The 26,907-nt window shown below is 49.1% G+C and carries 27 protein-coding genes; 5 read left to right on the top strand and 22 right to left on the bottom strand.

Annotated elements, in window-relative coordinates; genetic code table 11:
* Position 1: 1 nt before the first annotated feature.
* The 3 genes from AC2D8L_RS00330 to AC2D8L_RS00320 are packed head-to-tail and all read right to left on the bottom strand — an operon-like array spanning position 2 to position 2,817.
* Entirely contained in the window at positions 2-1,306 is a 1,305-nt protein-coding gene (locus AC2D8L_RS00330) for a TRAP transporter large permease (protein ID WP_484683460.1), read from the bottom strand.
* Positions 1,303-1,797 carry a TRAP transporter small permease gene (locus AC2D8L_RS00325; protein WP_484683459.1) on the bottom strand — a complete coding sequence of 165 codons (495 nt, stop codon included), beginning with the start codon at positions 1,795-1,797 and terminating at the stop codon, positions 1,303-1,305. The genes AC2D8L_RS00330 and AC2D8L_RS00325 overlap by 4 nt, the downstream gene beginning before the upstream one ends.
* Before the next feature lie 3 nt (positions 1,798-1,800).
* On the bottom strand, positions 1,801-2,817 hold the full coding sequence (locus tag AC2D8L_RS00320) for a TRAP transporter substrate-binding protein (RefSeq protein WP_484683458.1): 1,017 nt from the start codon (positions 2,815-2,817) through the stop codon (positions 1,801-1,803).
* Positions 2,818-2,928: 111 nt separating this feature from the next.
* On the opposite strand from AC2D8L_RS00320, the gene AC2D8L_RS00315 reads away from it, so the two are divergent.
* From AC2D8L_RS00315 to AC2D8L_RS00305, 3 genes are read left to right on the top strand one after another with little or no spacing between them, the layout of a single operon-like run.
* On the top strand, positions 2,929-3,378 hold the full coding sequence (locus AC2D8L_RS00315) for a MarR family winged helix-turn-helix transcriptional regulator (protein ID WP_484683457.1): 450 nt from the start codon (positions 2,929-2,931) through the stop codon (positions 3,376-3,378).
* A gap of 22 nt (positions 3,379-3,400) precedes the next feature.
* The gene (locus AC2D8L_RS00310; RefSeq protein WP_484683456.1) at positions 3,401-4,471 is read left to right on the top strand and encodes a threonine aldolase family protein; all 1,071 of its coding nucleotides are present in this window, start codon (positions 3,401-3,403) and stop codon (positions 4,469-4,471) included.
* A 12-nt stretch (positions 4,472-4,483) separates the two neighbouring features.
* Positions 4,484-7,699 carry a reductive dehalogenase gene (locus AC2D8L_RS00305; protein ID WP_484683455.1) on the top strand — a complete coding sequence of 1,072 codons (3,216 nt, stop codon included), beginning with the start codon at positions 4,484-4,486 and terminating at the stop codon, positions 7,697-7,699.
* A gap of 14 nt (positions 7,700-7,713) precedes the next feature.
* Here the strand turns inward: AC2D8L_RS00305 and AC2D8L_RS00300 are convergent, their stop codons facing one another.
* From AC2D8L_RS00300 to AC2D8L_RS00230, 15 genes are all read right to left on the bottom strand, one after another.
* On the bottom strand, positions 7,714-8,568 hold the full coding sequence (locus AC2D8L_RS00300; RefSeq protein WP_484683454.1) for an amidohydrolase family protein: 855 nt from the start codon (positions 8,566-8,568) through the stop codon (positions 7,714-7,716).
* Positions 8,569-8,578: 10 nt separating this feature from the next.
* Complete coding sequence (locus AC2D8L_RS00295; RefSeq protein WP_484683453.1) at positions 8,579-9,421, bottom strand: fumarylacetoacetate hydrolase family protein; 843 nt, start codon at positions 9,419-9,421, stop codon at positions 8,579-8,581.
* Positions 9,422-9,433: 12 nt separating this feature from the next.
* Positions 9,434-10,171 (bottom strand): SDR family oxidoreductase, encoded by a 738-nt coding sequence (locus AC2D8L_RS00290; RefSeq protein ID WP_484683452.1) that lies wholly within the window; start codon positions 10,169-10,171, stop codon positions 9,434-9,436.
* A gap of 16 nt (positions 10,172-10,187) precedes the next feature.
* Positions 10,188-11,378: a UxaA family hydrolase gene (locus AC2D8L_RS00285; protein ID WP_484683451.1), complete on the bottom strand. Its 1,191-nt coding sequence runs from the start codon at positions 11,376-11,378 to the stop codon at positions 10,188-10,190.
* Positions 11,375-11,716: a UxaA family hydrolase gene (locus tag AC2D8L_RS00280; protein WP_484683450.1), complete on the bottom strand. Its 342-nt coding sequence runs from the start codon at positions 11,714-11,716 to the stop codon at positions 11,375-11,377. Before AC2D8L_RS00280 ends, AC2D8L_RS00285 begins: the two co-directional genes overlap by 4 nt.
* A 57-nt stretch (positions 11,717-11,773) precedes the next feature.
* Positions 11,774-12,430 carry an RraA family protein gene (locus AC2D8L_RS00275; RefSeq protein WP_484683449.1) on the bottom strand — a complete coding sequence of 219 codons (657 nt, stop codon included), beginning with the start codon at positions 12,428-12,430 and terminating at the stop codon, positions 11,774-11,776.
* Positions 12,423-12,752, bottom strand: coding sequence for an L-rhamnose mutarotase (locus AC2D8L_RS00270; RefSeq protein WP_484683448.1), 330 nt, complete (start codon positions 12,750-12,752; stop codon positions 12,423-12,425). The genes AC2D8L_RS00275 and AC2D8L_RS00270 overlap by 8 nt, the downstream gene beginning before the upstream one ends.
* Positions 12,753-12,762: 10 nt before the next feature.
* Positions 12,763-13,872 (bottom strand): mandelate racemase/muconate lactonizing enzyme family protein, encoded by a 1,110-nt coding sequence (locus AC2D8L_RS00265; RefSeq protein ID WP_484683447.1) that lies wholly within the window; start codon positions 13,870-13,872, stop codon positions 12,763-12,765.
* Entirely contained in the window at positions 13,865-14,983 is a 1,119-nt protein-coding gene (locus AC2D8L_RS00260) for an ABC transporter ATP-binding protein (RefSeq protein WP_484683446.1), read from the bottom strand. The genes AC2D8L_RS00265 and AC2D8L_RS00260 overlap by 8 nt, the downstream gene beginning before the upstream one ends.
* A 2-nt stretch (positions 14,984-14,985) precedes the next feature.
* Positions 14,986-15,831, bottom strand: a complete 846-nt coding sequence (locus AC2D8L_RS00255) for a carbohydrate ABC transporter permease (protein ID WP_484683445.1) — start codon at positions 15,829-15,831, stop codon at positions 14,986-14,988.
* Entirely contained in the window at positions 15,831-16,724 is an 894-nt protein-coding gene (locus AC2D8L_RS00250; protein ID WP_484685128.1) for a carbohydrate ABC transporter permease, read from the bottom strand. The genes AC2D8L_RS00255 and AC2D8L_RS00250 overlap by 1 nt, the downstream gene beginning before the upstream one ends.
* 107 nt (positions 16,725-16,831) lie before the next feature.
* On the bottom strand, positions 16,832-18,136 hold the full coding sequence (locus tag AC2D8L_RS00245) for an extracellular solute-binding protein (RefSeq protein WP_484685127.1): 1,305 nt from the start codon (positions 18,134-18,136) through the stop codon (positions 16,832-16,834).
* Between the two features lie 37 nt (positions 18,137-18,173).
* Positions 18,174-19,346, bottom strand: a complete 1,173-nt coding sequence (locus AC2D8L_RS00240) for a CaiB/BaiF CoA transferase family protein (protein WP_484683444.1) — start codon at positions 19,344-19,346, stop codon at positions 18,174-18,176.
* The gene (locus tag AC2D8L_RS00235; protein ID WP_484683443.1) at positions 19,343-20,482 is read right to left on the bottom strand and encodes an ABC transporter substrate-binding protein; all 1,140 of its coding nucleotides are present in this window, start codon (positions 20,480-20,482) and stop codon (positions 19,343-19,345) included. The genes AC2D8L_RS00240 and AC2D8L_RS00235 overlap by 4 nt, the downstream gene beginning before the upstream one ends.
* Positions 20,479-21,042: a MaoC family dehydratase gene (locus tag AC2D8L_RS00230; protein WP_484683442.1), complete on the bottom strand. Its 564-nt coding sequence runs from the start codon at positions 21,040-21,042 to the stop codon at positions 20,479-20,481. The genes AC2D8L_RS00235 and AC2D8L_RS00230 overlap by 4 nt, the downstream gene beginning before the upstream one ends.
* 97 nt (positions 21,043-21,139) lie before the next feature.
* Here AC2D8L_RS00230 and AC2D8L_RS00225 point away from each other — a divergent pair, with 97 nt between their 5' ends.
* Both AC2D8L_RS00225 and AC2D8L_RS00220 read left to right on the top strand, forming a co-directional pair.
* Positions 21,140-21,589 (top strand): MaoC family dehydratase, encoded by a 450-nt coding sequence (locus AC2D8L_RS00225; protein ID WP_484683441.1) that lies wholly within the window; start codon positions 21,140-21,142, stop codon positions 21,587-21,589.
* The gene (locus AC2D8L_RS00220) at positions 21,589-22,644 is read left to right on the top strand and encodes a Gfo/Idh/MocA family protein (protein WP_484683440.1); all 1,056 of its coding nucleotides are present in this window, start codon (positions 21,589-21,591) and stop codon (positions 22,642-22,644) included. Before AC2D8L_RS00225 ends, AC2D8L_RS00220 begins: the two co-directional genes overlap by 1 nt.
* Before the next feature lie 7 nt (positions 22,645-22,651).
* On the opposite strand, the gene AC2D8L_RS00215 is transcribed toward AC2D8L_RS00220, so the two are convergent.
* The 4 genes from AC2D8L_RS00215 to AC2D8L_RS00200 all read right to left on the bottom strand — a co-directional run bounded on the left by AC2D8L_RS00215 (position 22,652) and on the right by AC2D8L_RS00200 (position 26,871).
* Positions 22,652-23,422 carry an IclR family transcriptional regulator gene (locus tag AC2D8L_RS00215; RefSeq protein ID WP_484683439.1) on the bottom strand — a complete coding sequence of 257 codons (771 nt, stop codon included), beginning with the start codon at positions 23,420-23,422 and terminating at the stop codon, positions 22,652-22,654.
* Between the two features lie 91 nt (positions 23,423-23,513).
* Positions 23,514-24,854, bottom strand: a complete 1,341-nt coding sequence (locus AC2D8L_RS00210) for a ferredoxin reductase family protein (protein WP_484683438.1) — start codon at positions 24,852-24,854, stop codon at positions 23,514-23,516.
* A gap of 2 nt (positions 24,855-24,856) precedes the next feature.
* Entirely contained in the window at positions 24,857-26,215 is a 1,359-nt protein-coding gene (locus tag AC2D8L_RS00205) for a sensor histidine kinase (protein WP_484683437.1), read from the bottom strand.
* Positions 26,212-26,871: a response regulator transcription factor gene (locus AC2D8L_RS00200; protein WP_484683436.1), complete on the bottom strand. Its 660-nt coding sequence runs from the start codon at positions 26,869-26,871 to the stop codon at positions 26,212-26,214. Before AC2D8L_RS00200 ends, AC2D8L_RS00205 begins: the two co-directional genes overlap by 4 nt.
* Positions 26,872-26,907 lie beyond the last annotated feature (36 nt).

Below are 26,907 nucleotides of genomic sequence, written 5' to 3'. Positions count from 1 at the left end.
ACTAGTTGAACATTGCGTTCGGCAATAAGAGCGCGATTTGTGGAAAGATAACGATTAGTGCCAAAGTCGCGATCATCGCCAACCAGAACGGCATGATACCGGCGAAAATGGTTTCAATTTTCACGTCGGGCACCACGCTTTTCACAATGAACACATTCACCCCAACCGGTGGTGAAATCAGACCCATTTCCAAAACAATCACCATCACCACGCCAAGCCAAATTGGGTCGAAACCCATACCCACGACCAGTGGGAAAACAATTGGCAAGGTGATCACCAAAAGCGACAAGCCTTCAATGAACATGCCCAAAATCACATATCCAAGTAGGATCAACGCTAACGTTCCATAGGTGCCAAGAGCCAAGCCAGTAACCGCGCCAGCAATCGTTGTAGGTAAGTGAGAAAGCGCAACAAACGGCGCAAACACATTCGCCCCGATCAAAATGAAGAACGCCATACCAGTGGTTTTCAACGTTTCTGCGCTGACATTATACAGGTTTTTGACGGTGCATTGCCCACGAACAATCAGCATGATGAAGGCAAAAAACGCCCCCACGCCAGCGGCCTCCACTGGCGTAAAGAACCCGGTGTAAATGCCACCAATTGTGATCAAAATGATCGTGCCAATGCCTGTCGCACGCAGCAAGCTGGTTAGCTTTTCTTTCCGCGTAAACTTAGGGCCACGTGGTCCCTCTTCTGGCCAAAAAAACGTTACAATTGATATGGCAATCAAGAACATCGTGGTCAGCAAAATGCCTGGCAACACACCCGCCATGAATAATCGGCCGATGGATTCTTCAGTCAGCACAGCATAGATAACAAAGCCAGTCGACGGGGGAATGAGAATGCCCAATGTGCCGCCGGCCGCAATTGCCCCGGTCGCCAGCTTCGCACCATAATTGTAACGTCGCATTTCGGGATATGCCACTTTGCCCATCGTAATTGCCGAAGCAATAGACGAGCCAGACAAAGCCGCAAACCCGGCACAGCCAACAATAGTTGCCGCCGCCAGTCCGCCGCGCAAATGACCCACAATTTTGTGTGCAGCCTCGAACAGATCCTTACTTAAGCCTGCTGTAGACGCCAAATTCCCCATCAAGATGAAAAGCGGGATAATGGTTAGTTCGTAAACGGTAACCGTGGCAAAAGCCTGTCCGCTAAGGGTAAAGGCCGCCGCTTGAAATCCTGACAAAAGAATTGTGCCGACAAAGCCCACAATGAGCAAAGCAACAGCAACTGGCATGCCCGACGCCAAAAACCCAAACAGGGCAGCAAACCCGAGGACACCATACATTTCGGGGCTCATGGCAATACCCTTTCTAACAAAAGCATTAGGGCAGAAATGGCGCATCCAATTGCAACCGCGTAATAAGACGGGCCAAATGGTAGCTGCAACAGCAATGTCGCCTCACCAAACAACGCCGCCTCTAACGCGTTGGAAAAAGCACGCCAAGCCAAATAGCTCAACATCACAAACCCGCAAATGCTGATCAGCCAGCCCAGCAATTTTTGCAATGCGGCAGGCGCCATTAGTAACAGCGTATCGATCGCAATCAGACGCCCAGCAAGAACGCATAATGGCAAGCTTATCGACACCAAAAATGACAAAAGAATCTGCGAATAATCATTGGCGCCAAATATTGGCTTGTTGACGAATGAGCGCAACAGCGCATCACTAACGGAAAGGCCCATTAAAGCAAAAACGATTAAAGCACCACTGATAACCAGTGGCACTTCAATCCAGTTGCGCCAACCGGACAATTTATGTCCGGTCGCGCCAAATTTTTCATGTGACATTGATTAGTTGCCAGCCAGTGCGTCGACCAAAGCATGGGCATCAATGTTTTTCTCTTCACCGATCTTATCGATAAAGGTGTTCAGCGCGCCGCGCATTTGCGATCTGAACTCGCTGTCAGCCTCTGCGTCAATTGCAATCAGCTCAACACCTGTTTCCTCCGCAAGATCCAAGCCAGCTTTGCCCGCTTCATAAAATGCTTGTGCACCACGCAAGCTCAGGTGACGACCAACAAGACCGTCAAGAACAGCTTTGTGCTCGTCGCTCAGACCATCCCAGCTAGATTTGTTCATCAACAAGTAAAAGCTATCAAGCGCTGATGGAATGTTGGTGGTTACATATTTTGCGGTTTCGTTAAGCTTATATGACCGGATGCCTGACGGGCCGATCATCACGGCGTCGATGACACCTGTGTTCATGGCGTTGTAAGTATCCGTTGTTGGCATTGATACAGGAATACCGCCCCAAGCTTTGACCAACTCGGCCATCACTGGGTTTGGCGTCCGGATTTTCATGCCCTGCATATCAGCGACGGTGCGTACTGCCTTATCACGTGTAATCAACACGGATGGGTTGTTCGCCCATAGGCCCAACAATTTGGTTTGCGAATACTCGTCTTCAATTAGTCCAATATTATCCCAAAGCGCATTGGTTGCCGCTTCGCCACCAGGAAACAGACCCGGCAAATGAACCATTGCCGTTTTGCTGAACTGCTTTGGCGTATATTCAGGAATACCAAACACAATGTCCGCAACGCCGGTCACAACACGCTTATATTGCTGAACTGGGCCTTTGCCCAACTCACCTGCTGGATAGATTCGGATCGTTAGCTCACCGTTTGTAGCGGCCGACAATTGTTCAGCCAAGGGTGTCATCACGCCCTTATCCATTGGATGTGTCGATGGCATAAAGTGTGCAATTTTTAACTCTGCAGCACCTGCCAACGCAGTGCCAGCAACAATGCTCGCCGCTGAAATTGCTGCAACCGTAATACGTCGCAATTGTCTTGTTTCCTGCCTCATAATATTCCCCCTCCAGGATCAATAAATTTTACTTAACAGTGGTAGTTATCCATGTTAACTACATAAAAGAGTATGCTATAGTGTAAGTCAACTGATTTGTCGGAGACTGCATTGGCTGAAGAATTTACGTTGCACAATCGGGTGGGCTTCAAAGTCACCCGATTGGCTAGAATTATGGAAGCGAGACTTGAAAAACAATTGTCGGATCACGGCGTAACACGGCTGATGTGGTGTGTACTGCGGGGTGTAGGCATGGAAGATGTAAACACGCCATCAGGCCTTGCGGATTATATTTGCATTGCGCGTCCGGCCATTTCCCGTCTGTTGAAAGCGATGGAAAAACGCGGGTTCGTTGAACGCAGCGGCATCCATGACGACAAGCGGTTCACGGACGTCGTGCTGACTGAGCTCGGCGAGGAAAAAATGAAGGCCTGCCATGTGTTGGTGCGGGAGTTGAACGAGCATTTCGCAAACAAGCTCGACACAAAAACATATGACATCTTAATGGATGCAATAGATAAAATGACCGAAGACGAAGATGTAAAACTGATGCGTCTTTAAGCGAACAAAGTTTGGGGGAAACTTGAGCGCAACAGAAAAACCTATTGATCTGCGGTCGGACACTGTTACCAAGCCGTGCGACGCGATGCTTTCAGCGATGATGAACGCTAAGGTTGGCGACGATCAATATCAAGACGATTATGAAACAAATTCGTTGCAAGACGAAGCCGCTGTTCTTCTTGGAAAAGAAAGCGCACTTTGGCTCCCTTCAGGCACAATGGCAAATCAGGTCGCTTTGCGCGTTGCAACCCGCCCGGGCGACGATGTCATCGTTTCTACTCAATCCCATATTGTGTGGCACGAAACAGGCGGAAGCGCCGCCAATTCCGGCGTTCAGCTAACTGAAATCGGCAAAAATGGTCACTTCACTGCTGATCAATTTTCTGCAGCCATCAAACCACGCAATCACCATATCTATCCACCAACAACTATGTTTCAAATTGAAAATACCCACAATCGTTGTGGTGGCACGGTGATGGCCAAAAACCAGATGGACCAAATCTGCGCTTCTGCAAAAGCCGCAGACATATTTTCCTATCTTGATGGCGCACGGTTGTGGAACGCAGCACATGTTCTGAGCGAAAAGCCCGCCTCTCTAGCCGCACCCTTTGACGCAGTTATGGTTTCATTATCGAAGGGCCTTGGCGCGCCGGGCGGTTCAATCTTAGCCGGCAGCAAATCCTTCATTGAAGCCGCAACAAGATATCGACGCATGTTTGGCGGTGCCATGCGCCAAACGGGATATTATGCCGCCGCCGGTCGGTATGCCATCAAAAACAACATGGACCGGCTCGTTGATGATCACGCGAATGCGAAGCAATTTGCCCAAGTCCTTTCCGCATCTCCGTCTGTTCGAATTGATCCCAACGCTGTCGAGACAAACATCGTTGTTTTTGCCATTCAAAACGAGCATGTAAATGCACCCGAACTCGTACGGGCAGCGAAGAACATGAATGTTCTAATCAATGCTCTGAGCTCAAACACCATCCGCATTGTCACCCATTTAGACGTTGATCGCGACGCATGCATCAAAGCAGCCGGCATAATTGTCAGCATCTTAGAAGATCAACCCGAACCAGCTTTGCCAGTCTAAGGAAATTAGAGTTTGAAGTATTTTTCCGACAAAAATCGTCCAGTGCATCTCGGCCCCTATCCACTTGAGCGCCTTTCACGCGCGGATGAAATCGCCAACTTAGACAAGCTGCCAAAGTTCACGCAGATGAAGTTTGAGGATAAAGAAAACCCTCAAAACATCGTCAATTCCATGAGCGAAGCGCAAGCTATGCTCGACGCAATCCGCGATGGATTGATCAATAATGCGCAAGCGAGCCTGCCTGATGATTTGACGGAGCGCCAAAACCACCTCAAAGCATTCGGCTATTTCTCTGACGTCGCAATGGCGGCCACTTGTGCATTTACGCCAGAAATGATGCTCGCGGCTCCGTTTCGAAATCCAGATATTGATCGACTCGCCCATAAACTGCGCACCAACCAAACCAAGTCTTTGGCTTCCGGTGTCGATGTGATCATGGCCGACTTGCGTGACGCAATGAACGCGCCACCAAAGGACATGGATAGCCACAAACATGCACTGATTTTTGTCGTTGAACATCCGCGCGAAGTGCGCGAAGACGAACCCGGCAATACATGGCTAAAGGGCGCAGGACCGGCTCGATCCGCGCTGCGTGCCATGGAAGCATCCGCCGTCCTCGCGCAATATATTCGGCTTCTAGGATATGACGCCCGCGCCCATAGCCATTCGACTTCCGACGTCAATCTTCATCATTTAGCCGCAGCGTCAGGCTTAGCAACGATTGAAGACGGCAAGCTGGTCAATCCATATTTGGGCGAAGGTTTTTCCATCGCTGCCGTAACGACCGAGCTGGATTTTGCCCACGATCTACCATTGGTTCCGCTTGCCGATCAGCCCAAATCCAAAACCCATGGCATCGCATGGCAATTGGGCATGGGCACTGCAAAAAGCGCTCGAAACTTTGACCCTTATGCCAAACGTCGCTTCGTAGATGGCGCGCATCCGTTTGAAACGCTTAAGCGGGTTGATAGCCCCACGACATATATTGACGAAGACCGCGTACCCCGCGTGCCAAAACGCACCGATATGTTTGCGCGTTCTTTGTTCGGCGATATGGGGAAACGCAACCAGCAAGCATCGCGCAATGGCCAGTATGTCAGAAAGTCGGCGCCATCAATGGCCCAACGTCGGGCCCTGGGTGCATTTGTTTTGCTCCAAGATGGCGAAGACAGTGCCACAGTTTCTGCCGAAACAAGCAACGAACAGCGCAATGCTGATAATCTCAAGGCAATGTCATATTTTCTGGGCGTCGATGCTACCGGCATTTCCCGTTGTCCGGAATGGACTTGGTATTCACATGACGCCACTGGCGAACCAATTGTTCCGCCCCACAATCAAGCCATTTCCATGGTTATCGATCAGGGCTACGAAACCATGGAAGGCGCTTCCGGGGACGACTGGATTGCGGTTTCCCAATCCATGCGCGCCTATTTGCGCTTTTCCATTTTGGGCAGCATCGTTGCCAAACAAATCCGACGCCTTGGCTATAAGGCTAAAGCCCATACGGTGATGGACGGCGAAGTGTTGCAACCCCCGCTCCTCCTGCTGTCTGGCCTTGGTGAAGTCAGCCGGATTGGTGAAGTCATCCTCAACCCGTTTTTGGGTCCACGCCTAAAATCCGGCGTCGTGACCACCGACATGCCAATGGCGCACGACAAACCGATATCCTTCGGCTTGCAGGATTTTTGCGAGAGCTGCAACAAATGCGCCCGCGAATGTCCATCTGGCGCGATTACCGCCGGGCCAAAGCTCATGTTTAATGGTTACGAAATTTGGAAATCCGATAGCCAAAAATGCACCACCTATCGCATCACAAATGAAGGCGGTGCAATGTGTGGCCGGTGCATGAAAACATGCCCTTGGAACCTTGAAGGCATATTCGCTGAAGCACCATTTCGTTGGGCCGCTATGAATGTGCCCAAAGCCGCGCCCTTGCTAGCAAAGCTAGACGATGCTGTTGGAAACGGCGAGAGAAACCTTGTCAAAAAATGGTGGTGGGATCTTGAAATCCAGGATGATGGCGCATACCGCCCGACCAAAACCAAACCACATGCCCGTGATCTGCAAAAGGATTTGAACCTGAAATATGAGGATCAAACTTTAGCGGTTTATCCGGCCAACCTTGCACCACACCCATGGCCGTTCCCGTTCCCGATGGACCGAGAAAAAGGCATAGAAGCCTATCAAGCGATGATCACGGCCGATCAATATAAAGCTCGCCTAGCAAAGGGCGACACGAAAGATCTCGCACATGAATATCGGATCGAAGGCGATGCGCCCGTCATTCGGGTTGAAATCACCAAAGCGGAAGAAATGACCAGCGGTGTGACCAAATATGAGTTCTCGACGCTGGACGGCTCGCTGTTCCCAGAATGGCAAGCTGGCGCGCACTTAGATATCGTTGTTGCGCCAGAATTCTTACGTCAATACTCGATGTCTGGTGACCCAGCGGATCGAACCAAATACCAAATCGGTGTGCTACGTGAAGATAAAGGCCGAGGTGGCTCACAATTGTTACATCGGATTTTCACCGAAGGGCGCAAGATCTTCATCTCTAAGCCGATCAATCACTTCCCCTTGGAAGAAGCGGCCAAGAAGACATATCTGATGGGCGGCGGCATCGGCATTACGCCAATGATTGCCATGGCACATCGTCTCCACGCGATCGGCGCTGATTTCGTGATGCATTACTCATGTTCTTTGCGGGCCAACGCTGGTTTCCTCGATGATCTAGCGAAAATGCCGTGGAGCGACAAAGTCCACCTGCACTTCTCCGACGAGGGAACGCGTGCGGATTTGGATGAAGTGCTGGGCGCATACCAAGCCGGGTCACACGTTTATACCTGCGGTCCTGAGCCTTACATGCAATCGGTGATGGAAGCAGCCGAACGACAAGGTTTTGACGACGAAGAACGGCATATTGAATATTTCAACGTGCCCGAATTGCCAGAATACGAGAACCATCCCTTCAAACTAAAGCTGGCTAAATCTGGTCGCGAGTTCGAAATCCCCGCAGACAAATCGGCAACCGACGTTTTGGCCGAAAACGGAGTGCATATTGACGTCAAATGTTCGGACGGGATTTGCGGTGTGTGCAAGTGCGGATTGGTTGACGGAGATGTTGAACACCGCGACTTTGTGCTGTCGAAAAAACAACAAAATGACGCGGTAATCTTGTGTCAGTCCCGGGCAGCAAAGCCCGGTGGAACAATTGAAGTTGACCTCTAAGCCACACTGAAAAGCTAGAGTTTGACACCATAAATGCGTTGGGTGTTCTGGTTGAAAATCTTTGTTTGATTTTCATCTGTTTCACCCGACAATATTTCGCGCGTAATAGTGATCCAGTCCGGCAAGTCCATGGCCAGTTTGACCACTGGCCAATCACCGCCCCAAGCACACCTGTCGGCGCCAAACTGTTCCACCACATGCTCGATATAGGGCCGCACTGCTGCGGTGTGATCCTGATCTGCTCCGCAATAGGCAACAACGCCGGAAATCTTACAGGCAACATTTTCCAATTTAGCAAGTGCGGTCATCTTCTCGCGCCAGACAGTTAGATCACCACCTGCCACATTTGGCACGCCACAATGGTTGAGGATGAGCTGAGTATTGTCACACGCTTTGGCCAGTTCAATGGCAACGTCCAGCTGGCTTTCCAAAAAACACATGTCGAAGGTCTTGCCCGCGGCGCCCATCTTTCTGACATTCTCGCGAAACATCGGCTGTCGTGACACTTCATCATCAACCACATGCAAAATCCGACGATAGCCGACGACAAGCGGATTGCTCGATGTCGCTTCCAGCCACTCATCAAAATCCGTGTTGTCCTCAGGATAAGCGGCGGCAATAACCCCAAGCATTCGGCTGTTGGGATCGGCAGCAAACTCCAGCGCAAACTCTGTTTCGGCGCGGTAGAATTGCTGATCGACCGCTGTCTCCATAAATATGGTGCCCGCAACATCATCGCGCGGCACCATATTTTCGTAAATCGGCACATCATATGCCGTGTTGTTCAAAACCGGGATACCGCCCGCCCACTCATAAGAAAATCGTGTCGGATACATAAGATGTTGATGTGTATCGATAAGCGGTATCATGGGAATTCTCCTATCCTTGGATTACGTTCTGGCGTTGTTGACCAAGCCCTTCAATTTGAAGCTCCACCACATCGCCCGGCTTTAGATATGTCGGTGGTTTCATGCCCAATCCAACACCCGGAGGTGTACCGGTTGAAATAATGTCGCCCGGCTGCAAACTCATGAATTGAGAAACGTACGAGACCAGATGCGCGACGCCATAGACCATGGTTTTGCTGTTACCGGTCTGCATGCGCTTGCCGTTTACATCCAAATGCATGGCCAAATTCTGCGGATCTTCAATTTCATCGCGGGTCACAAGATAAGGGCCCGTCGGGCCAAACGTGTCAGCCGACTTACCCTTAACCCATTGGCCCTCGCGCTCAATTTGGAATTCGCGCTCCGAAAGATCATTGATAACGCAATAACCAGCCACATAGTCTAAGGCGTTTTTTTCATCTACATATTTTGCATCACGGCCAATGACCACACCAAGTTCAACTTCCCAATCTGATTTTTTCGAACCGCGCGGGATCTCAACATCATCATTTGGACCGACAATCGCTGAGGTTGCCTTCATGAACATCACAGGTTCTGAAGGCACATCGTGGCCAGATTCTTCTGCATGATCAGCATAGTTCAAGCCTATGCAAATGAACTTGCCCACACCCGAAACACAGGCACCAATTCTTTGGTCTTTTGACAGCTCCGGTAGTTTTGCGACATCCAATCCACGTAACCGCTGAAGGGTTTGGTCGTCAATGTTTGCGCCATTCACGTCATCAATATGGGCAGACAAATCGTAATACGATCCGTTTGGGCCAACAATTGCTGGTTTTTCGTGACCCACAGGACCAACACGTAAAAGTTTCATTCCAATATTCCTTTAGATAGTCCAACCGCCGTCGATGACATGGGTTTGTCCAGTTGTGTACGCAGCCAAATCACTCGCCAAATAAGCAACAAGCGCCGCAATTTCTTCAGGTTGACCAATGCGTCCCATGGGCTGACGTGCTATGAATTGGGCCTTGGCTTCTTCGTAATTGCCGCCAGCTGAAAGACGATCCTCCAAAGAAGGTGAGTGCACAGTACCCGGACAAATTGCATTGCAGCGAATGCCTTGGGTGACATAGTCGGCTGCAACAGACTTGGTGAGGCCAATAACCGCAGCCTTTGATGCACCATAGGCAAACCGATTTGGCACGCCTGTAACTGAAGACGCAACGGATGCCATATTGATGATCGATCCACCGCCATTTTCAAGCATTTTAGGCAAAAACGCTTTGATCATTTTATACATTGCTGTGACATTCAACGCGAAAGAGAACTCCCAGTCCTTTTCAGCGCATTCAAGCAATGAGCCGTTTGCAACAAACCCAGCGCAGTTGAACAAAACATCCACAGGTTGACTTTCATCGGCGAATTCCTTGATTGCATCATGGTCCAAGACATTTAGCGTTTTGACATTACAACCAACCTCATCTGCCAATGACTGAAGACCTGCTTCATCGATATCCGTCGCAATAACTGTTGCGCCTTCTTCCACCAACCGCTTTACGCTGGCGCGGCCAATGCCTTGTGCAGCTGCTGTGACGAGACAATATTTGCCATCTAATGTATTCATTTCACTTCTCTTTACTTCAGGCGCCCGGCAAACATGCAGGACCAATCGGTTCAAAACTTTTATAGGTAAGGACAAATTCTGTGTGGCCTAGTTCCTCAGAACAGGACATTGCGCCCTCCCCAACATCTTTTACGAGTTGGAAAATTTCATTTCCCACCTCTTCAAGCGAAGCCTCGCCGTCCAGAATTCGCCCGGCATTCACATCCATATCTTCGGAAAGTCGCGAGTATGTCAGCGGGTTCGCACAAACTTTTATCACTGGCGAAATTGCAGAACCAACAACGGACCCGCGCCCAGTGGCAAACAACGTTACATGTGCGCCACAGGCGATCAATTCAACAATTTCCGCGTTGTCGACAATGTTTGGAAAACCAAACCTCACCTCGCCATCTGGCACAACATCCAAAAGGTAAAGCCCACCATTTGGCGGAACATCACCGGGTTTGATCAGGCCAGATATTTGAGAACGTCCACTTTTTGCGTACGCGCCCATGGACTTTTCTTCAATCGTTGAAAGGCCGCCGTCAGCGTTGCCAGGCGCGAAACTTGGATATCCAAGTACCTCATAATAGTTCGCAGCCTTATTGACAGATTGGATCAGTTCTTCGCCCAGTTCTGGCGTAACCGCCCGTTCCGCCATATGGTGCTCGCAACCAATTAACTCGCCAGTTTCTTCAAATATACATGCAGCACCTTGCTCCACAAGCTGATCAAAAGCGCGGCCAATTGCAGGGTTGGCCGTAAGTCCACTTGTGCCATCTGAGCCGCCGCAAATTGTGCCAATCACCAGTTCCGAGATATCCATTGGCACGGTCTGCGCATTATCAAGTTTCTCGCTGACTTCTTTAATCCAGCTCACGCCTTTTTCTGTTGTCGTTCGTGTGCCGCCTTCACCTTGGATTGTTAGAACGCTTACATCACGGCCGCTTTCTGCCACGACATCTTTCAAGCGCAATTTGTTAAATCCCTCACACCCGAGCGAGACCAGTAACACGGCGCCAACATTTGGGTGGGTACACAATCGTTCCATCATCGATTGCGCATAGTCATTCGGATAGCACCCTGGGAAGCCAACAACTTGTACTTTTTGCGGTTCAAATTGTTGGGCCACTTGGCGCGCCACATGATGTGCGCATTCCACAAGGTAAACGACCAATGTTATATTTCTGATGCCTTTTCGACCGTCAGATCGCAAGTAACCATTCATGATTGGGTCTCTCTTGGCTCGCCAGTCTTTACAGTGTTGGCCATATATCGGCTCTGGGTATTATGCACATGAACAAGTTCACCTACCTCGATGTCGGTACTCGCCAATCCGATCACGGCACCATATTTTAGAATGAGTTCGCCCTTCTGGATGGGCTTGCGTGCAAGTTTAAACCCAATTCCAGCGTTGCGGTCCAGCTTAGCCTCAATCCCTTCGATCAAAACCATTTCGCCGCCACGAATTGGACGTGCAACACCCAAAACATTGTCGGTAGCGTCCAACAACAGCAACCTATTGTCAGTTTTCATTTTCTTGCTTTCATCGGCGCCATCATTCATAAAACTACACCTTCTCAAATGAGCTGCTTCGACGAAGAAGCCCAGCATAAATTTGCATCAAAATTTCCCAAACTTTAGATAGGCTTCTTGAGGGTCTGTACCGGCCAAAATGGCTGTGCGGACTTTGTTTTCTGTCTGCATCGCCTCAATTGAGTCTGCTGCTATTTGTTCAACGAGAGCTTTGGGCACCCGAACAAGCCCGTCTAGATCACCAAGCAAAAAATCGCCCGGCTGGATCAAGACTTCGCCAATGATAATGTCCACGTCAAAACCCGTTGGCAGCCAGTGCCCGACCACATCCCGGGGCGTGTGAAACCGACGCCAAGCTTGAAATCCCTGTGCTTTCAAAAAATGCGTATCGCGAATGCCACCATCAATAACGCAACCCAGTACGCCCTTGCTTTTTAAGGTTTCTGAGGAAAGTTCTCCCATATGGGCAATCGTATGGTCATGGGGTTGAGAAACCCAAATGTGACCAGACTTTGCCCTAGAAAGTAGGCCTGTCCACTCCAACAGCGTTTGATGTCCGTCTGCTGTTTCGTCCACACGACCTTCGATGGTAAAGACCGGTCCACACAAAACATCATCAGTCAAAAGCGGCGTCAATTGATGCGGCAATGTAAAATTGCGCAATCCCATTTTGCGCATAACATCGTGCACCACGCCAGTGTAGCATTTTCCCAAATCTGCTGTAAGCGTTCCAAGATCAGGCATGATAAAATACTTCTTCCATCATCGCCCACCATTCGCCGTCTGCGCGTGTTTCGAGCGCCTTTTGACACGGAATGCAAACGTCCCACCATTCTTTGGTGATTGGCAAATCGGCCATGCGCTTCATATCAGCTTCAAAATCGTCGCCAACATATTCCCAATACCCAAAAAGCAAGTTCTCAGGTTCGCGCAAAAAAATCGAATAATTGGTTACGTTGCAATCGCTTAGGCTTTGCAAAATTTCGGGCCAAACATCCGCATGGAGCTCTTTATACTTCTGAATGAATTCTGGTCGAATACCGATAACCATGCCCATACGTTCCATCATAGTCTCCTCAGTTTAAAACCTTGTGAGAGCCTTCAAGGCTCAATTTCTCAATTGCAGAAAAATCCCAATCGATCCCCAGGCCAGCCTCGTTCGACGGCACGCCAAGACCATCATCAATTTTCATCGTTGTATGCGTTAACCGATCAAGCTGCGGGATATATTCCAGCCATCTCGAATTTGGCACCGCGCAACAAAGCGACACATGCAGCTCCATCAAAAAGTGCGGACAGATCGATACGTTAAACGCCTCTGCCATGTGGGCAACTTTTAACCACGGGGTTATGCCACCGATCCGTGCAACGTCCACTTGCACAATGGAAGCAGCATCGCGACGCAGGTACTCGTTGAACTGAGAAAGCGAGTACATGCTTTCGCCCACAGCGATTGGAACAGAAGTACCGCATGCCAAATTCTCATGACTACCAACATCATCGGCGCGCAACGGTTCTTCAAACCACGCAACATTGTGAGCTTCTAGAATTTGAGCCCGACGGCGTGCTTCCGACAAAGAAAAGCTTTGGTTTGCATCGGTCATAATTTCAAAATGATCCCCGACGGCCTCGCGCAAAGCACACAGCCTAGCCTCGTCATCCGCGGCTGCTTCATGCCCAATCTTGATTTTGGCGCCCTTAAAACCTTCAGCTTGACGGGCTTTTGCATCCTCGATCAATTCTTCCGGCGAAAGGTGCAACCATCCACCTTCTGTAGAGTAGAGCGGAACGCTAGACTTCGCGCCACCCGCCATTTTCCACAATGGTTGGTCGAATTTTTTACACTTGAGATCCCATAGTGCAATGTCGATTGCCGCCAACGACAAAGATGTAATCGCCCCCACACTTGTGGCGTGGGTTTTGAACAGTAAATCGCGCCAAATTTGCTCGATCTGCATCGGATCGCGGCCGATCAGACTTGGAACAAGCGTATGTTCCAACAGCGCCATAATCGATCTGCCACCTGTGCCAATCGTGTAGGTATAGCCAATGCCAATCGCGCCATCACTATCGGTGATTTTTACTATTGGCGTTTCTTGGCTTTCAAAACTTTGAATGGCATCTGTGCGTTTTACCTTTGGCGGTAAATCAACCATCAAAATCTCGACGCGTTCAATCTTAGCCATTCTGGCCACCAAGCACATTGTTGCCAGTGCCAGCGTCAAACAGGTGAATGCGGTCCAGCGAAAGGTTGAATGTCAAACGCTCATCGCCCACGATAGGTCGCGGGTTTAGCATTTTGCCTTGCACATCTTTCGCGCCAATCATTGAGAACAATATTGTCTCGGTACCCAGCGGTTCCGATATCGAGACCATTAGATCAAAACTTACCGTTTCGCCATCATCCCGCATGCCATGACCCACGGGCGTCAAATCGTCAGGACGAATGCCAACGATGATATCTTGGCCTTCGCTCACGTGATTTTGCGCCCGGCTTGGTACTGGTATCAAAATATTGTCTGCCAATGCAATTTGAAGACCCGACTTGCCGTTGCTCACAACTTTACCGTCGAGCTGGTTCATTGGCGGACTACCGATAAAGGAGCCAACAAATGTGTTCACTGGATTTTCAAATACATCCAGTGGTGTACCCACTTGTTCTATGTTGCCGTCCCGCATAATCACAATGCGATCAGCAAGTGTCATCGCTTCAACTTGGTCGTGGGTCACATAAACAATCGTATTGTTGACCCGCTTATGAAGTTTTTTGATCTCAGTCCGCATTTGAACGCGCAGTTTGGCGTCCAAGTTGGAAAGTGGTTCATCAAACAAGAAGACATCGGGATTGCGAACAATCGCCCTCCCCATCGCAACACGTTGACGTTGGCCGCCAGACAGTGCGGCTGGTAGACGATCCATCAACATGCCAAGACCCAAAATCTCAGCGGCGTCTTCTACGCGTCTAACAATTTCCGTCTCCGGCAGCTTTGCGATCTTTAGTCCAAATCCCAAATTATCCCGGACGGTCATATGTGGATAAAGCGCATAGTTTTGGAATACCATCGAGATGTTGCGGTCCCGGGGCGGCAAATTATTGACGACTTTTTCGCCAATTTTAATGGTGCCATCGGATATCTCTTCCAACCCTGCAATCATGCGAAGGGTCGTCGACTTTCCGCAACCTGACGGTCCAACGAGAACGACGAATTCAGAATCTCCAATTTCGAGATCAATTGCATGGACAACTTCGAGTTGGCCATATCGTTTTACAACTTGGCTGAGTGAAACTTCAGTCATAATTATCCCTTTACGCCGCCAAATGTGAGGCCGGCAATGAGGTGTTTTTGTACTAGGAATGTGAGGATCAGCGCGGGCACAATAATGATGAATGCCATGGCGCACATCCCAGCCCAGTCTGTCGTGAACTGTGCGATGAAATCGGTGAGGCCAACAGGCAATGTCTTACTGTTTGTTGAGCGCGTTAGATTGCTTGCCAGCGCAAACTCGTTCCAACTTGTTAGGAACGCGAATATCGCCGCTGATGCAATGCCAGACTTAGCCAGTGGAAACTCAATCTTCCAAAATGCCTGCCAGCGTGTGCAACCATCAACTTCTGCGGCTTCTGCCAATTCTTTGGGAATTTGGCGGAAAAATCCGTCGATCAGCCAGATCGTAAAGGGCACATTCAGTGCCACATAAACCAGAATGATCCCAAACTGCGTGTCGATCCATCCTAGGCGGGCCCACAAGATAAATACCGGTAAACTCAAGGCAATTCCAGGCACCGTGCGTGAGAGCATAAGGCCAAGAAACAACGTGTCTTTGAACTTAAAGCGATAGCGCGCAAACGCGTATCCACCTGAAATACCCACAATGATCGCAATGGCAGTGCTGGTAGTTGCAATGATGATTGAGTTTCGGAAATAGGCAAGAACAGGAATAGCAATCTGTGTTTCGCCAATGCCGAAAATGGCATAAAAATTATCAAGCGTAAGCCGTTGAGGAATCCAAATTGCAGGTTTTGCCAGAATTTCTTGCAAAGGCCTGAACCCAGATAGGATCACCCATAGCCCTGGTATCGTGATGATCAACATCACAATGAAAGTTATAACCCAGCTGATAATAGCTTTTGTTTGAGTGCTCATTATTGTGCGCCTCCCATATAACGTCGGGCAGCGACGAGTTTAGAAAAGAAATAATAGGTGAAAGCGATCGACAATAGGATCGACACATATGCCATGGCATTCGCCATGCCCATATTTGCACTGTCATATCCAGTGCGTGCGATCAGTGTCCAAAGCAATTCGGTTCGCCCAGCGGGGCCACCACCTGTCATGGTGTCCACCACGTCATAGGCGCGCGCCACATCTAGCGATCGGATGGTCATTGCAATGTATGCAAATGGCATCAAAAACGGCAGGGTAATGTGCCTAAAGGTTTGCCACGCATTGCAACCATCAACTTGTGCTGCCTCGAGCGGGTCTTTCGGCATGGCAAATAGTCCGGCAAGCAACAGAATGGCAAAGATGCTTGTGCTCATCCAAATTTCTGCGAATGCAATGGCGCCCATCGCAAGCCAACCATCTACCAGCCAAGCAATTGCTTGATCTGTAATGCCCAACCCCTGCAGTGCATTGTTCAAAATTCCAACATTGTCGTTGAAAATGAACTTGAATTGAAAGCCAACCAAAATTGGCGAAAACATCATGGGGAACATCATAATCGTACGCATTGTACGCTGACCCCAAGTGATCTTGTTGATCAATAAAGCAATGCCCAGACCGAGCAAAAACTCCAAGTTGATCACAACTGCTAGGAATCCAACGGTGCGGAAAAACGCAACCCAAAAATCCCAATCAGCAAAGATGCGTTGGTAGTTTCGCAAGCCGACAAACTTGAAAAGCGTGTCTGGCCTTGTCAATTTATATGGCGTGAAACTCGTCCATAGCGAGAACAAAATCGGCACCAATACAACAATCAAAATCATGATAATTGCGGGCGTCAACAACACATAAGGCGTCGCTTGTTCCGAGAACATTTTTCTTTTGAAACTTGTCAAAACTGACATTTTTTCTCCAGCGAATTTTTGTCATTTCGTGACAAATGAGTGGGGTCGTAACCCCACCCATATGGAAGGGCAGAGGATTAACCTTCGTCTTCGATCAACTGATTAGCCGCAGCTGCAGCATCATCCAATGCTTGCTGTGCTGTCTTCTCGCCAACAATTGCAGCTTGAAGTTGAGGGAACAGCTCGTTCGAAATCGGGATCCATAGTGGTGTAGATGGAACCGCAAAGGCATCTTCAGCCATTGACGCACCAAATGTTTCAAACACTTCAACCAACCAATCGTTGCCGCTTGCTTTTGACTCTGCAATAATCGCCTCAATTGCATCAGGACGTGTTGGCAACAGGCCAGTACGTGCTTCTGTCATTTGGCTTTCAAAGTCAGTTAGGAATGAAACGAACGATGCCGCTGCTGCTTTGTTATCACATGCCTCAGTAACTGAGAACGAGTGAGAGCCGGACCAACCAGTCCGCTTACCGCTTGAACCTTTTGGTGCGCGGATAAGGCCAACATCGCCTTTGATTTTGCTGTCATCGCTATTGAAGAACGTAGCCCAGCCACCCCAATCAAGGTTCAAAGCGACAGTGCCTGACGCGAAGCCTAGACCAGTTTCATCCCATAGATAGTTTGGCACACCTGCTGGAACAGCTTTTGCTTCATATAGATCCACAAACCATTCTAGCGCACGAACACCTTCTGGGGAGTTGAACGCTACTTTGCCGTCATTGCCAAAAAAGCTTCCGCCTTCAGCAACAAGCATCTCGTAGAAACGACCAGAAATGCCTTCATCTTTACCCACATATTGGGTGCCGTAGAAGTTTGGTGGATCAGCAAAGAAAATCGCCTGATCTTTAACTTGTGCCCATGTCTCAGGCGGCATCAGATCGTAGCCATATTCAGCTTTAAAGTCGGCTTGATTTTTCTCATCTGTGTACAAAGATTTGATGTAATACAGGTTTGAAACGTCAGAGTGACGTGCAAGTTGCACCAAACGGCCGTCAACCATGCTGGCATTCAAAACGTTCTGAGAAATAGCACCCACAACATCTTCAGCCAAAATGGCATTCAAGTCGACATATAGCGAACCATACTGAGGCGCAAAGCTTGTGTGGTTTGAACCAACGCACCAGTTGATAGAACCAGACGCGATATCTTGTTTGATCTCACGATCGAGCTCAAAGTGGTTTTTACGCGAAAGAATTTCCACTTTCGCACCAGTTGCGGCTTCCCACTCAGGAATGCGTGTATATAGCGGCTCATACTGTGCGCCACCAATCAGTTTTACACGTAGCGTGTATCCGTCAAATTCAGCGGCGCTTGCTGCACCGGCGAACATGGTGACCGCTGTGGCACCTGCCAGCATTATGGTCGATAGTTTATTCAACAATTTCATTATTTCCTCCCTAGTGATAAATAATTGCTTAGTTTGATAGATCGAATTCACGCTCGATTAGCGCGTTGTGCTCGCCGATCGATGGCGCAGGTTTCGGGCTCTTAAGTGTTGCCCCGTCCACGCGCACCGGTGAGCGAATTGCTTTCATTGAGTGGCCATTGCCCAAGTTCAAATCTTGGAAAAAATCAAGGGCTTCAAAGCTTGATGACTTGAATAGGTCTGGCCATTGAAGAACTTCTGACGCCCAAATATCATGGGATACAAACAGCTTCATCCAATGGTCTGTGGTTTGCGCATTCAAGTGATCAGCCAACACCCGCTTGATTTGATCGCGCTGTTCAAACCACAGTTTTTCGTCGTCGAATTTAGTTAGTGCGTCACAACCAATAATGCCGCCAAGTTTGTCCACCGGTGTCATAGCAATGGCGACATAACCGTCCTTGGTTGGGTAAACCCCATAAGGTGCAGACAGATATGCGTGTGCATTATTGAATGAACTGCGCTTGGGTAAACGGTTCTGCTGATCATTCAAATGGGTGGTCAACACCTCAAATTGAAAGTCGACCAGCGCTTCCAGCAAACTTGTTTGCACGTGGGCACCACGGCCCGACATGCCGCGCCGAATAAGCGCAGCCAGAATGCCTTGGACAGCTATATTGCCTGCCAATTGATCAGCAATTGCTAGCCCCATTGCTGTTGGTGCTTGCCCATCATCTCCAGACAGCCACAACAATCCCGAACGGGCTTGAGCCAGAAGGTCTTGGCCTGGAAGTTCTTTCCAATCGCCTTCTTCCCCATATCCAGAAACGGATGCGTAAACGACACCAGAATTTAGCTCTTTAACTTGCTCATAACCCAGACCAAGTTTTTCCATCACACCCGGTCGAAAGTTTTGGATGATCACATCAGCTTTCGCGCAAAGTTTGCGCACTTTTTCCAAATCCATTTGGTCTTTTAGATTTGCAGAATAGCTTTCTTTGTTTCGGTTGATGGCATGAAACAGCGTATTGGCGCCGTGCACTTCAACTTCGGACAAATAAAGATAGCGACACAAGTCACCGACTTCTGGCCGTTCAATTTTGACGACCCGAGCACCAAAATCTGCGAGTTTCAAGCCTGCCAACGGGCCGGCCAAAAATTGAGAAAAATCGACAACCAACAACCCGTCTAGAAGTGCATCGTCGTTTGAACTGGTCTTCATCGAACACTCTCCTGATAAAGAGCGTTGATAGCATCGACGGCATCGCGATTTGAGCGCATGCCCAAAAGACAATCATAAACAATATCGCCAGCATTATCTTGGAACGACATATAACCGTGGTGCCGAGGGCGCAGGTAAGATTGCTCAAGCGTCTCTAGTGTGTTTGTAAAGAAGTTCGCGCTGTGCTCATTGCACCTCGCATCCGTCCAAGCTTCGATGTTGGCGGGCTGCCCACCTGCATCGAAAAAGGCACCTTTTTGACATTCAGCCGAAGCAATCCAAAAGGAATATTCAAGTGCAATATCCAAATGTTTAGTTCGCGATGAAATGGCAATACCCGTACCGCCAATTGGAGACCCAATTGAGCCATTGTTGGCGTGCGCGGGGACGTTCCCGACTTCGATCAAATGAGGTCTAAACCCTTTGCGAGAGTAATTGGAGTAGCCATAAAGGTATGGACAATAAGAGTGCGAGTTCCGACAGGACAGCCATTCAAAAGCAGCAATCGGGTCCATTGAATAGCTCGCTGCATCGAGGTGTTCGCTGACCCGCTTCATTTGCTCCAGTGCAAAAACACCAATATCAGGATCGATACCGATCTGGGAGCGTCCGAAATCGTGACCAATGTTCGATAGGACATTGTAAAAACTCATCAATGAATTGATGGGAATTAGAGGCCATACAACTTGCTTGTCTTTGGCCAGTTCAACAACATCATCCCATGTTTGCGGTGCATCTTTAAGCAAGTCAGGCCGTCGCGCCGATATTGGTGACGCTGCATCAATTGCCAATCCCCATTGCCGACCTTCAAAATTGTAAGACTGATGTGAAACGCCAACTGATTGGCTAGCCAACACGTTCAACTCATCATCTCGGCTCTGTCCATCAAACGCGGCTAGAATACCGGACGACGCAATATCGCCGACATGAGGGTGGTCGATGACCATAAGATCAAATTCGTCGGCCATATCTTGGATCGGGCGATCTGCGAAAGCCTGCAACGAGCGCTTTTCCCAGACAATTTGAACGTGGGGATGACGGGCATCGCAAAACATCTCAGATGTAACAACCATCGGATCGAAACCTCGCACGTGGTCCCAAGTCATGCCTTTAATTGTAACGAGCGGATCAATCATTTTTCGCTAGATCCTGCTTGTCTATTGGCACTGCTTTGTTGTGCACTAGGGTCTTGATACTTCACCGTCATCAGATGCTCGCAATAAAGCGCCAGCACACCATCTTCCTTGAAGACGCTGTAACTCACCCGAACGAGGCCCATATCGTCATATTTCGGTTCTTTGGAGAGATTCTCTCTGATGGTGTAAATCGTGTCACCGATAAAAACAGGTTTGATGAACCGAAGTCGATCATATCCATATGAGAATGAATTCAAGCAATTGGTGGCAGCAAGACCAAGTCCATAAGAGAAGACTTGGGCACCAGCAACAAGGCGGCGGCCAAATACGCCCTCATTCTTTGCAAAATGCTCGTCCGCCACATAGGGATGCAAATCCATCACCATCATATTGAACTGCATCGCCTCACCTTCAGAGATAGTCCGGCGCAAACTACGAATTTGATCACCAACGGTGAAATCTTCGTAGAACCAGTTCTCAGCATTCCAAACAGGAATTTCACCATGCGCCTCAGGCATGTCTTCAGGCGGCCGCTTGTGCGTTCCAATTTCAATCGCCATTGATCGTTTGCTCCCTAATTGCCCTCATCTTATGCTTGACTATTTTATATGTCAAATCTAATTTCATATACAAAAGTACAACAACGGGAACCAGATCATGTACGAAGACAGATATCTTGAAGAATATGAATTGGGTGAAAAACGCAGCACGATCGGCCGCACTATTACCGAGACAGACATCGTCGTTCATGCGGGTCATACCGGCGATTTTTTTCCCCATCATATGGATGAAGAATTCAGCAAGGGTGAAGTATTTGGTCAGCGCATTGCCCATGGCACGATGACTTTTGCCATCGGGATTGGTCTAACCGCCACTGCGATAAACTCAAAGGCCTTCACATATGGCTATGAGAGATTGCGATTTCCGGCGCCGGTTTTTATCGGCGATACAATTCACACTGAAATCGAAATCACACGCATATCGGATGATCCTAAGCGTCCGAAATTTGGCCAGGTTGTCGAAAGTTGTTGGGTTAAAAACCAAAAAGACGAGACAGTTTTGTTTTGCGAACATATCCTATTGGTTCAAAAACAAGGAAATGAATGATGGAATTGAAACAGAACTGGACTGCCCCCAGCAGAGCAACACCAATCATCATTATCGGCGCGGGTGGAATTGTATCGGATGCACATTTGCCCGCATATCGCCAAGCCGGATTTCCAGTCAAAGGAATTTTTGACTTAGACCACTCGCGCGCACAAGAAGTTGCAAGCAAGTGGGACATCGAGGAAGCGTTCGCAACACTAGAAGATGCCATGGCACATGGCACCGACGTCATCTACGATTTGGCGCTGCCACCTTCGGCCATCGCTGGTGTTCTAAATCACATCCCTATCGGTGCAACGGTTCTTATTCAAAAGCCGATGGGCGAAAACTTCGAGCAGGCAAAGGAAATATTGAAAGTCAGCAGAGATCGCGATCTAAATGCCGCGATCAATTTCCAACTTCGATTTAGCCCTCAGATGCTTGCAGTGCGTGATGCGTTAGAACAAGGCACGCTTGGCGAACTGTTAGAAATAGAAGTCCACCTAAACGTCAATACACCGTGGGATCTGTTCCCATTTCTTAAAGCGATGGACCGTGTAGAAATCGCTGTTCACTCAATTCATTATCTTGACCTTATTCGGTCCATGGTTGGAAAACCAAATGGCGTTCTTGCCCGCACAATGGGCGACCCCCGCGCGCCGGATATGGCCCAAACTCGCACCACTGCATTGCTGGACTATGGCGACAATCTACGATGCGTCTTATCGATAAACCACAACCATAAATTTGGCAGCAAGTTCCAAGATTGCAAATTTAGATTTGAAGGCACCAAGGGCGCATTGATGACCCAAATTGGGGTAAACCTAAATTACCCTGAAGGTGAACCAGATGAGCTGTGGTTGGCAACCACCGACCAAGAATGGCAGCAAATCCCGCTAAAGGGGTCTTGGTTTATCGACGCGTTTGTTGGCGTTATGAGCAACATACAACGCTTTCACAATGGCGAAGATCCAAAACTCGTCACTTCGGTCGAAGACTGTATTGAAACGATGGCGTTGGTTGAAGCTTGTTTCGAAGCAAGTGATTTACCCTCGCACAAATTGCCAACGATCTAGTTGAATACTAAGTCGAATTTCTGGCCGGGCCACCGATTTGAACAGAAATGGCTTCAACGGCCTCGAGCAAGAAATTTCGGCAATCTTCAATTGGCACGCCGCCGTGATAGCGCCCCATATATGGAATGGTCAGCGCAGCGGCGGCAAACCCGTCAAACCCAAATATGGGTGCGCTAATATTGACGACGCCCTTAACGACAAAGCTTTGCATTTGCTCATGACCACGAACGGAAATGTCCGTTAATTCATCGCGCAATTTTTGCGGCGGAATGTTGTCGGGATGCGGTACATTGACAATTGTGCTGTTGATTTCTGCCGGGTCGCTATTCGCCAAAATCACTCGACCGGAAGAGGTTTGCCAAAGTTCAATCCGTGCGCCCATACGAACGCTCAACACATTGTTGCCCGGATTATCAACTTGCCCAACGATCACGACGCTATCTTCAGACCTGACAGCCAGATGACACGATTGGTTACAATCCTTTGCCAATTGCCGCATGACCGGCGCGGCGGCCACGGTCAGGCGTTTTACTACCGGAATGCGGTGAGCAAGTTCAAACAAATGCGTCGTCAGGTAATATCTGTCGCTCTCTTCATCTAGCGCGATGAGTCCCCGCCGCCGCAAAACGACCAGCATCCGAAAAATTTCGCTTACCGAACGGTCCAGCCGTTTCGCAATTTCGCCTTGCGTCAAGCTCGTGCCTTCAGAGGCTAGGATTTCAACAATGTCGAGCCCTTTATCAAGCGCGGGCGCTTTGTACTTTTCAGAACTGTCCAAATTCACCACCCAAAATCGCAATCATAGTTTTAAATATGAAAATTCAAGATTGGAGTAAACAGCTAAATTGACCAAAGCCCCGCATTTGTCATTAGGATTGCTGACGTTTTCCCAACTGGCTCTGCACTAGGTTCCAAACCCAATCAAACAGTTTACGGCCCGTTTGGGCGGAAATAATTCCCTGCCGAATTTCAAACTCTTCAAAGCGGAAGTTCCTTGCGGACAGGCCGCGAGCACGCAGGTCCGCGCCAAGCTGAACACGCATTTTCTCTCCACCGCAGAAGTACACTTTGGTGTTTGCCAGACTTACGTCAGCAATGGACTGAATTTTATCAGCCGACAGATGTCCCTCTTTTGCGCTTTCAACCAAATGGATTTGGAAATTCTCGTATCTATCTGCCACTGCCTGCAACTCATCCAAGTGAGTTGCATTGGACTTATCCCGCACACAATAGAACAGATGGATTGGGGCTTTCACGTTTTCCAACTCACCCGCAAATGCCAAGAACGGCGTAATGCCAATTCCTCCGGCGATCCAAATTTCGGGTGTTTCGGCATGTTTGTTGCGTTTAAAATGACCGTAGGCTGGAGAAATTTTCACACTATTGCCTGGCTTAATTTGCTTCGCCAACACTTTCGTATGGTCACCCAGTGGCTTGAATGAGAACCGAATGTTTCGATCTTTTTTTGGTGCTGAACTGATCGTAAACGGATGCACTTCGCGCTGGCCGTCCACCTTAAAATCAACAAATGCAAATTGACCCGCATGATGGCTCAACCCGCGCGACTTTGGGGAAAGTTCTACAGACACTGCGTCGCCGCTCTTTTCAACATTTTGCACGGAGTAAGAATGCCGCCCCCGCCAAATGGCGTTGGGCAACAGGGTGAACAAGTAACAAGCTATGCCCAAAATACAAAACGTGTTGGTGTAGATGCCAACTGGATCAAACAGCTCGAAGGGCTTGATCATAAATACATAGTGAAATGCAGAGAGCGCAAACAAAGCACCCATAAATTTATGGGACAGTTTCCACCAATGATAGGGAATAAAAGTCACCACCGTGATGACCCCCAATACCAGAAAACTATAAAGCGAGAATTCGCCCAGGGTCTCGGCGAGTTCAGTCAAACCCGTTTCACGCCCCAATCCATCAATATCAGCGTCAATGGTATCGTGAAGCAACACAGCTCCCAGCGCTAAAATGCCCAGCCATTTGTGCAAAACATAAATGCGGTCGAGACCGCCAAATATCTTTTCAAGCACAACAAATCGTGTCGCCAGCAATTGCGAGAAGCTCATCAAAATAAGCGCTGCGACCCCAATATATTGGCTCATCACGGCCCAAAAATCATGCTTCATCGCGAGTGGCCAAAACCAATAAAGCGGGAAAAAAGTTCCAATGACGACGATTAGAATACCAAGGGCTCTCATATTTAACTCGCTTTTTGGGGAGAGACGCGCGGCAATTCAAGCGTTGCTTGAAAAAGAAACCCAGTCTCAGATTTGATTGATTTTAGATTGAGGGTGCCACCAACCTGTTTTGCAATTGTGGCAACGATGGCAAGGCCAATACCGGTTCCCGGCGACGTGGTTGATCCGCGCACAAATGGCATGGTCAGACCGTCAAGTTCGCTAGGCATAAACTCTCGTGCCGCATTCTCAACAACGAGCGCATTGTTCTTGGACAGGCGAACAACAATATTGCTATTCCCCTCGCGGTATTTTTCAGCGTTTTCGATCAGGTTTCTAAGAGCAATCGCAAAAGCGTCCGGATCAATGGCGGCAAATAGCGTACTGTCTTGATCCCAGTTCAATTCCAGAATTCCAGCATGACCTTTGCGATCAAAATCCGCACAAACCAAGTCAATAATCGGCACCAAGTCGATCCCAATGTCTGATTGCGCAAATCCCGCTTCCAACCGTGCAAATTGCAATAGCCGTTCAGACAGCCGTGCAAGACGTTGCAAGGATTGTTCAACGTCCTTCGCTCGAGATAATTGCTGCTCTCCATCCAGTTCGCGCTGTAACCGTTGAACCTGTGCGATCGCCCCGGCAATTGGTGTTCGCAACTCATGCGCACTGCTCGCGGCAAAGCTTCGCTCTGCATCCAAGGCGTCACGCAGGCGGGCCAATAACTCATTCACTTCTTGTGCAATTGGCGCCAATTCTCTGGGATATGTTGCTGTTTCAGCCGCGGAAAGATTGTCCGCACCCCGCTCAGCAATCTCAGCCCGCAATCGTGTTACAGGCTTCATCACCTGCTTGACCGCGAACCAAATCAAAATCGCCATCAATGGCAGGATCGCAGCCAATGGCACAAGCAGACTGATGATGCTCTGCCATATGATTTCAGACCGATGATGATCGGTCTCGATAACAACGATTGTGATCCCGCTATCAATGTCCGCCAACGCAAAATAACGCCTCCCGGCAAAGTCAAAAAATCCCAAATTTGGGGTCTTGGATATGGCTTCAGCCGGCAAGTCATCAGGCGCAAGGATCAGTTTTCCCGCTCCATCGAGAACATAGAAGCTCAAAAAAGCATCTTCGTCGATACTCGTGGAAACGGCGCTCAACTCACCTTCTTTGATCTCATGCACATCATAGACAACCAAAGGCAAAAACCGGATGGCGCTCTGCCGGAGGTTTTCATCAAATGTCTCGTTGAGTTCGTGGTTGATAACATAAGCGGCTACGCCGACACCCAACAGCCATAGGGCGGCAACGCCCGCCAAAAGCTGAACCATCAAACGCTGCGACAGGGAAAAGTTGCGCCTCAAATTACGTCTCATGCAGAATTCACCTGATAGCCAATGCCGCGCACTGTCTTGATAAGATCCGCGCCAAGCTTTTTGCGCAATCGACTGACAAAAACCTGAACAGCGTTGCTTTCAATTTCTGCCCCAAACGCATAAAGCGAGTCTTCGATATCAGAACCGGAAACCACCGCACCTTGATGTCGAACCAGTCGCTCAAGCACCGCAAATTCGCGAGCGGTTAGGCGAACCGTTTTCCCTTCTCGGAAAACCTGCTTCTTCGCCAATTCGATCTTCACGTCACCAATTTCAATGGCGGGCAATGCATCGGTTGAAAACCGCCGCGCAACCGCGCCAATCCGGGCAGCGAGTTCATCCAGATCGAAGGGCTTTACAACATAATCGTCAGCGCCAGAGTTTAGCCCATCGATACGGGTGGCGATCTGATCTTGCGCCGTTGCAATTATCACCGGGACCGGATTGTTGGCGCTGCGGATGGACTTAAGCAGATCCATGCCCAGCCCATCCGGCAGGCCGAGATCTAGGATCAGCAGTTCATAATCAACGGATTCCAAGGACAATCGCGCATCATCAATGCGCTGCATCCAATCAACGCCATGTCCGAGCGCGGCAATGTGATCGCGCACGGCAGAACCAAGAATGTGATCATCTTCAACAAGTAATATGCGCAATTGTTGCCCCTTTCATTGACTTTTAATACCAACCAA

The sequence above is a fragment of the Maritalea sp. YIW29 genome, assembly GCF_057219265.1.
This window is presented reverse-complemented; position numbering and strand designations above follow the sequence as displayed.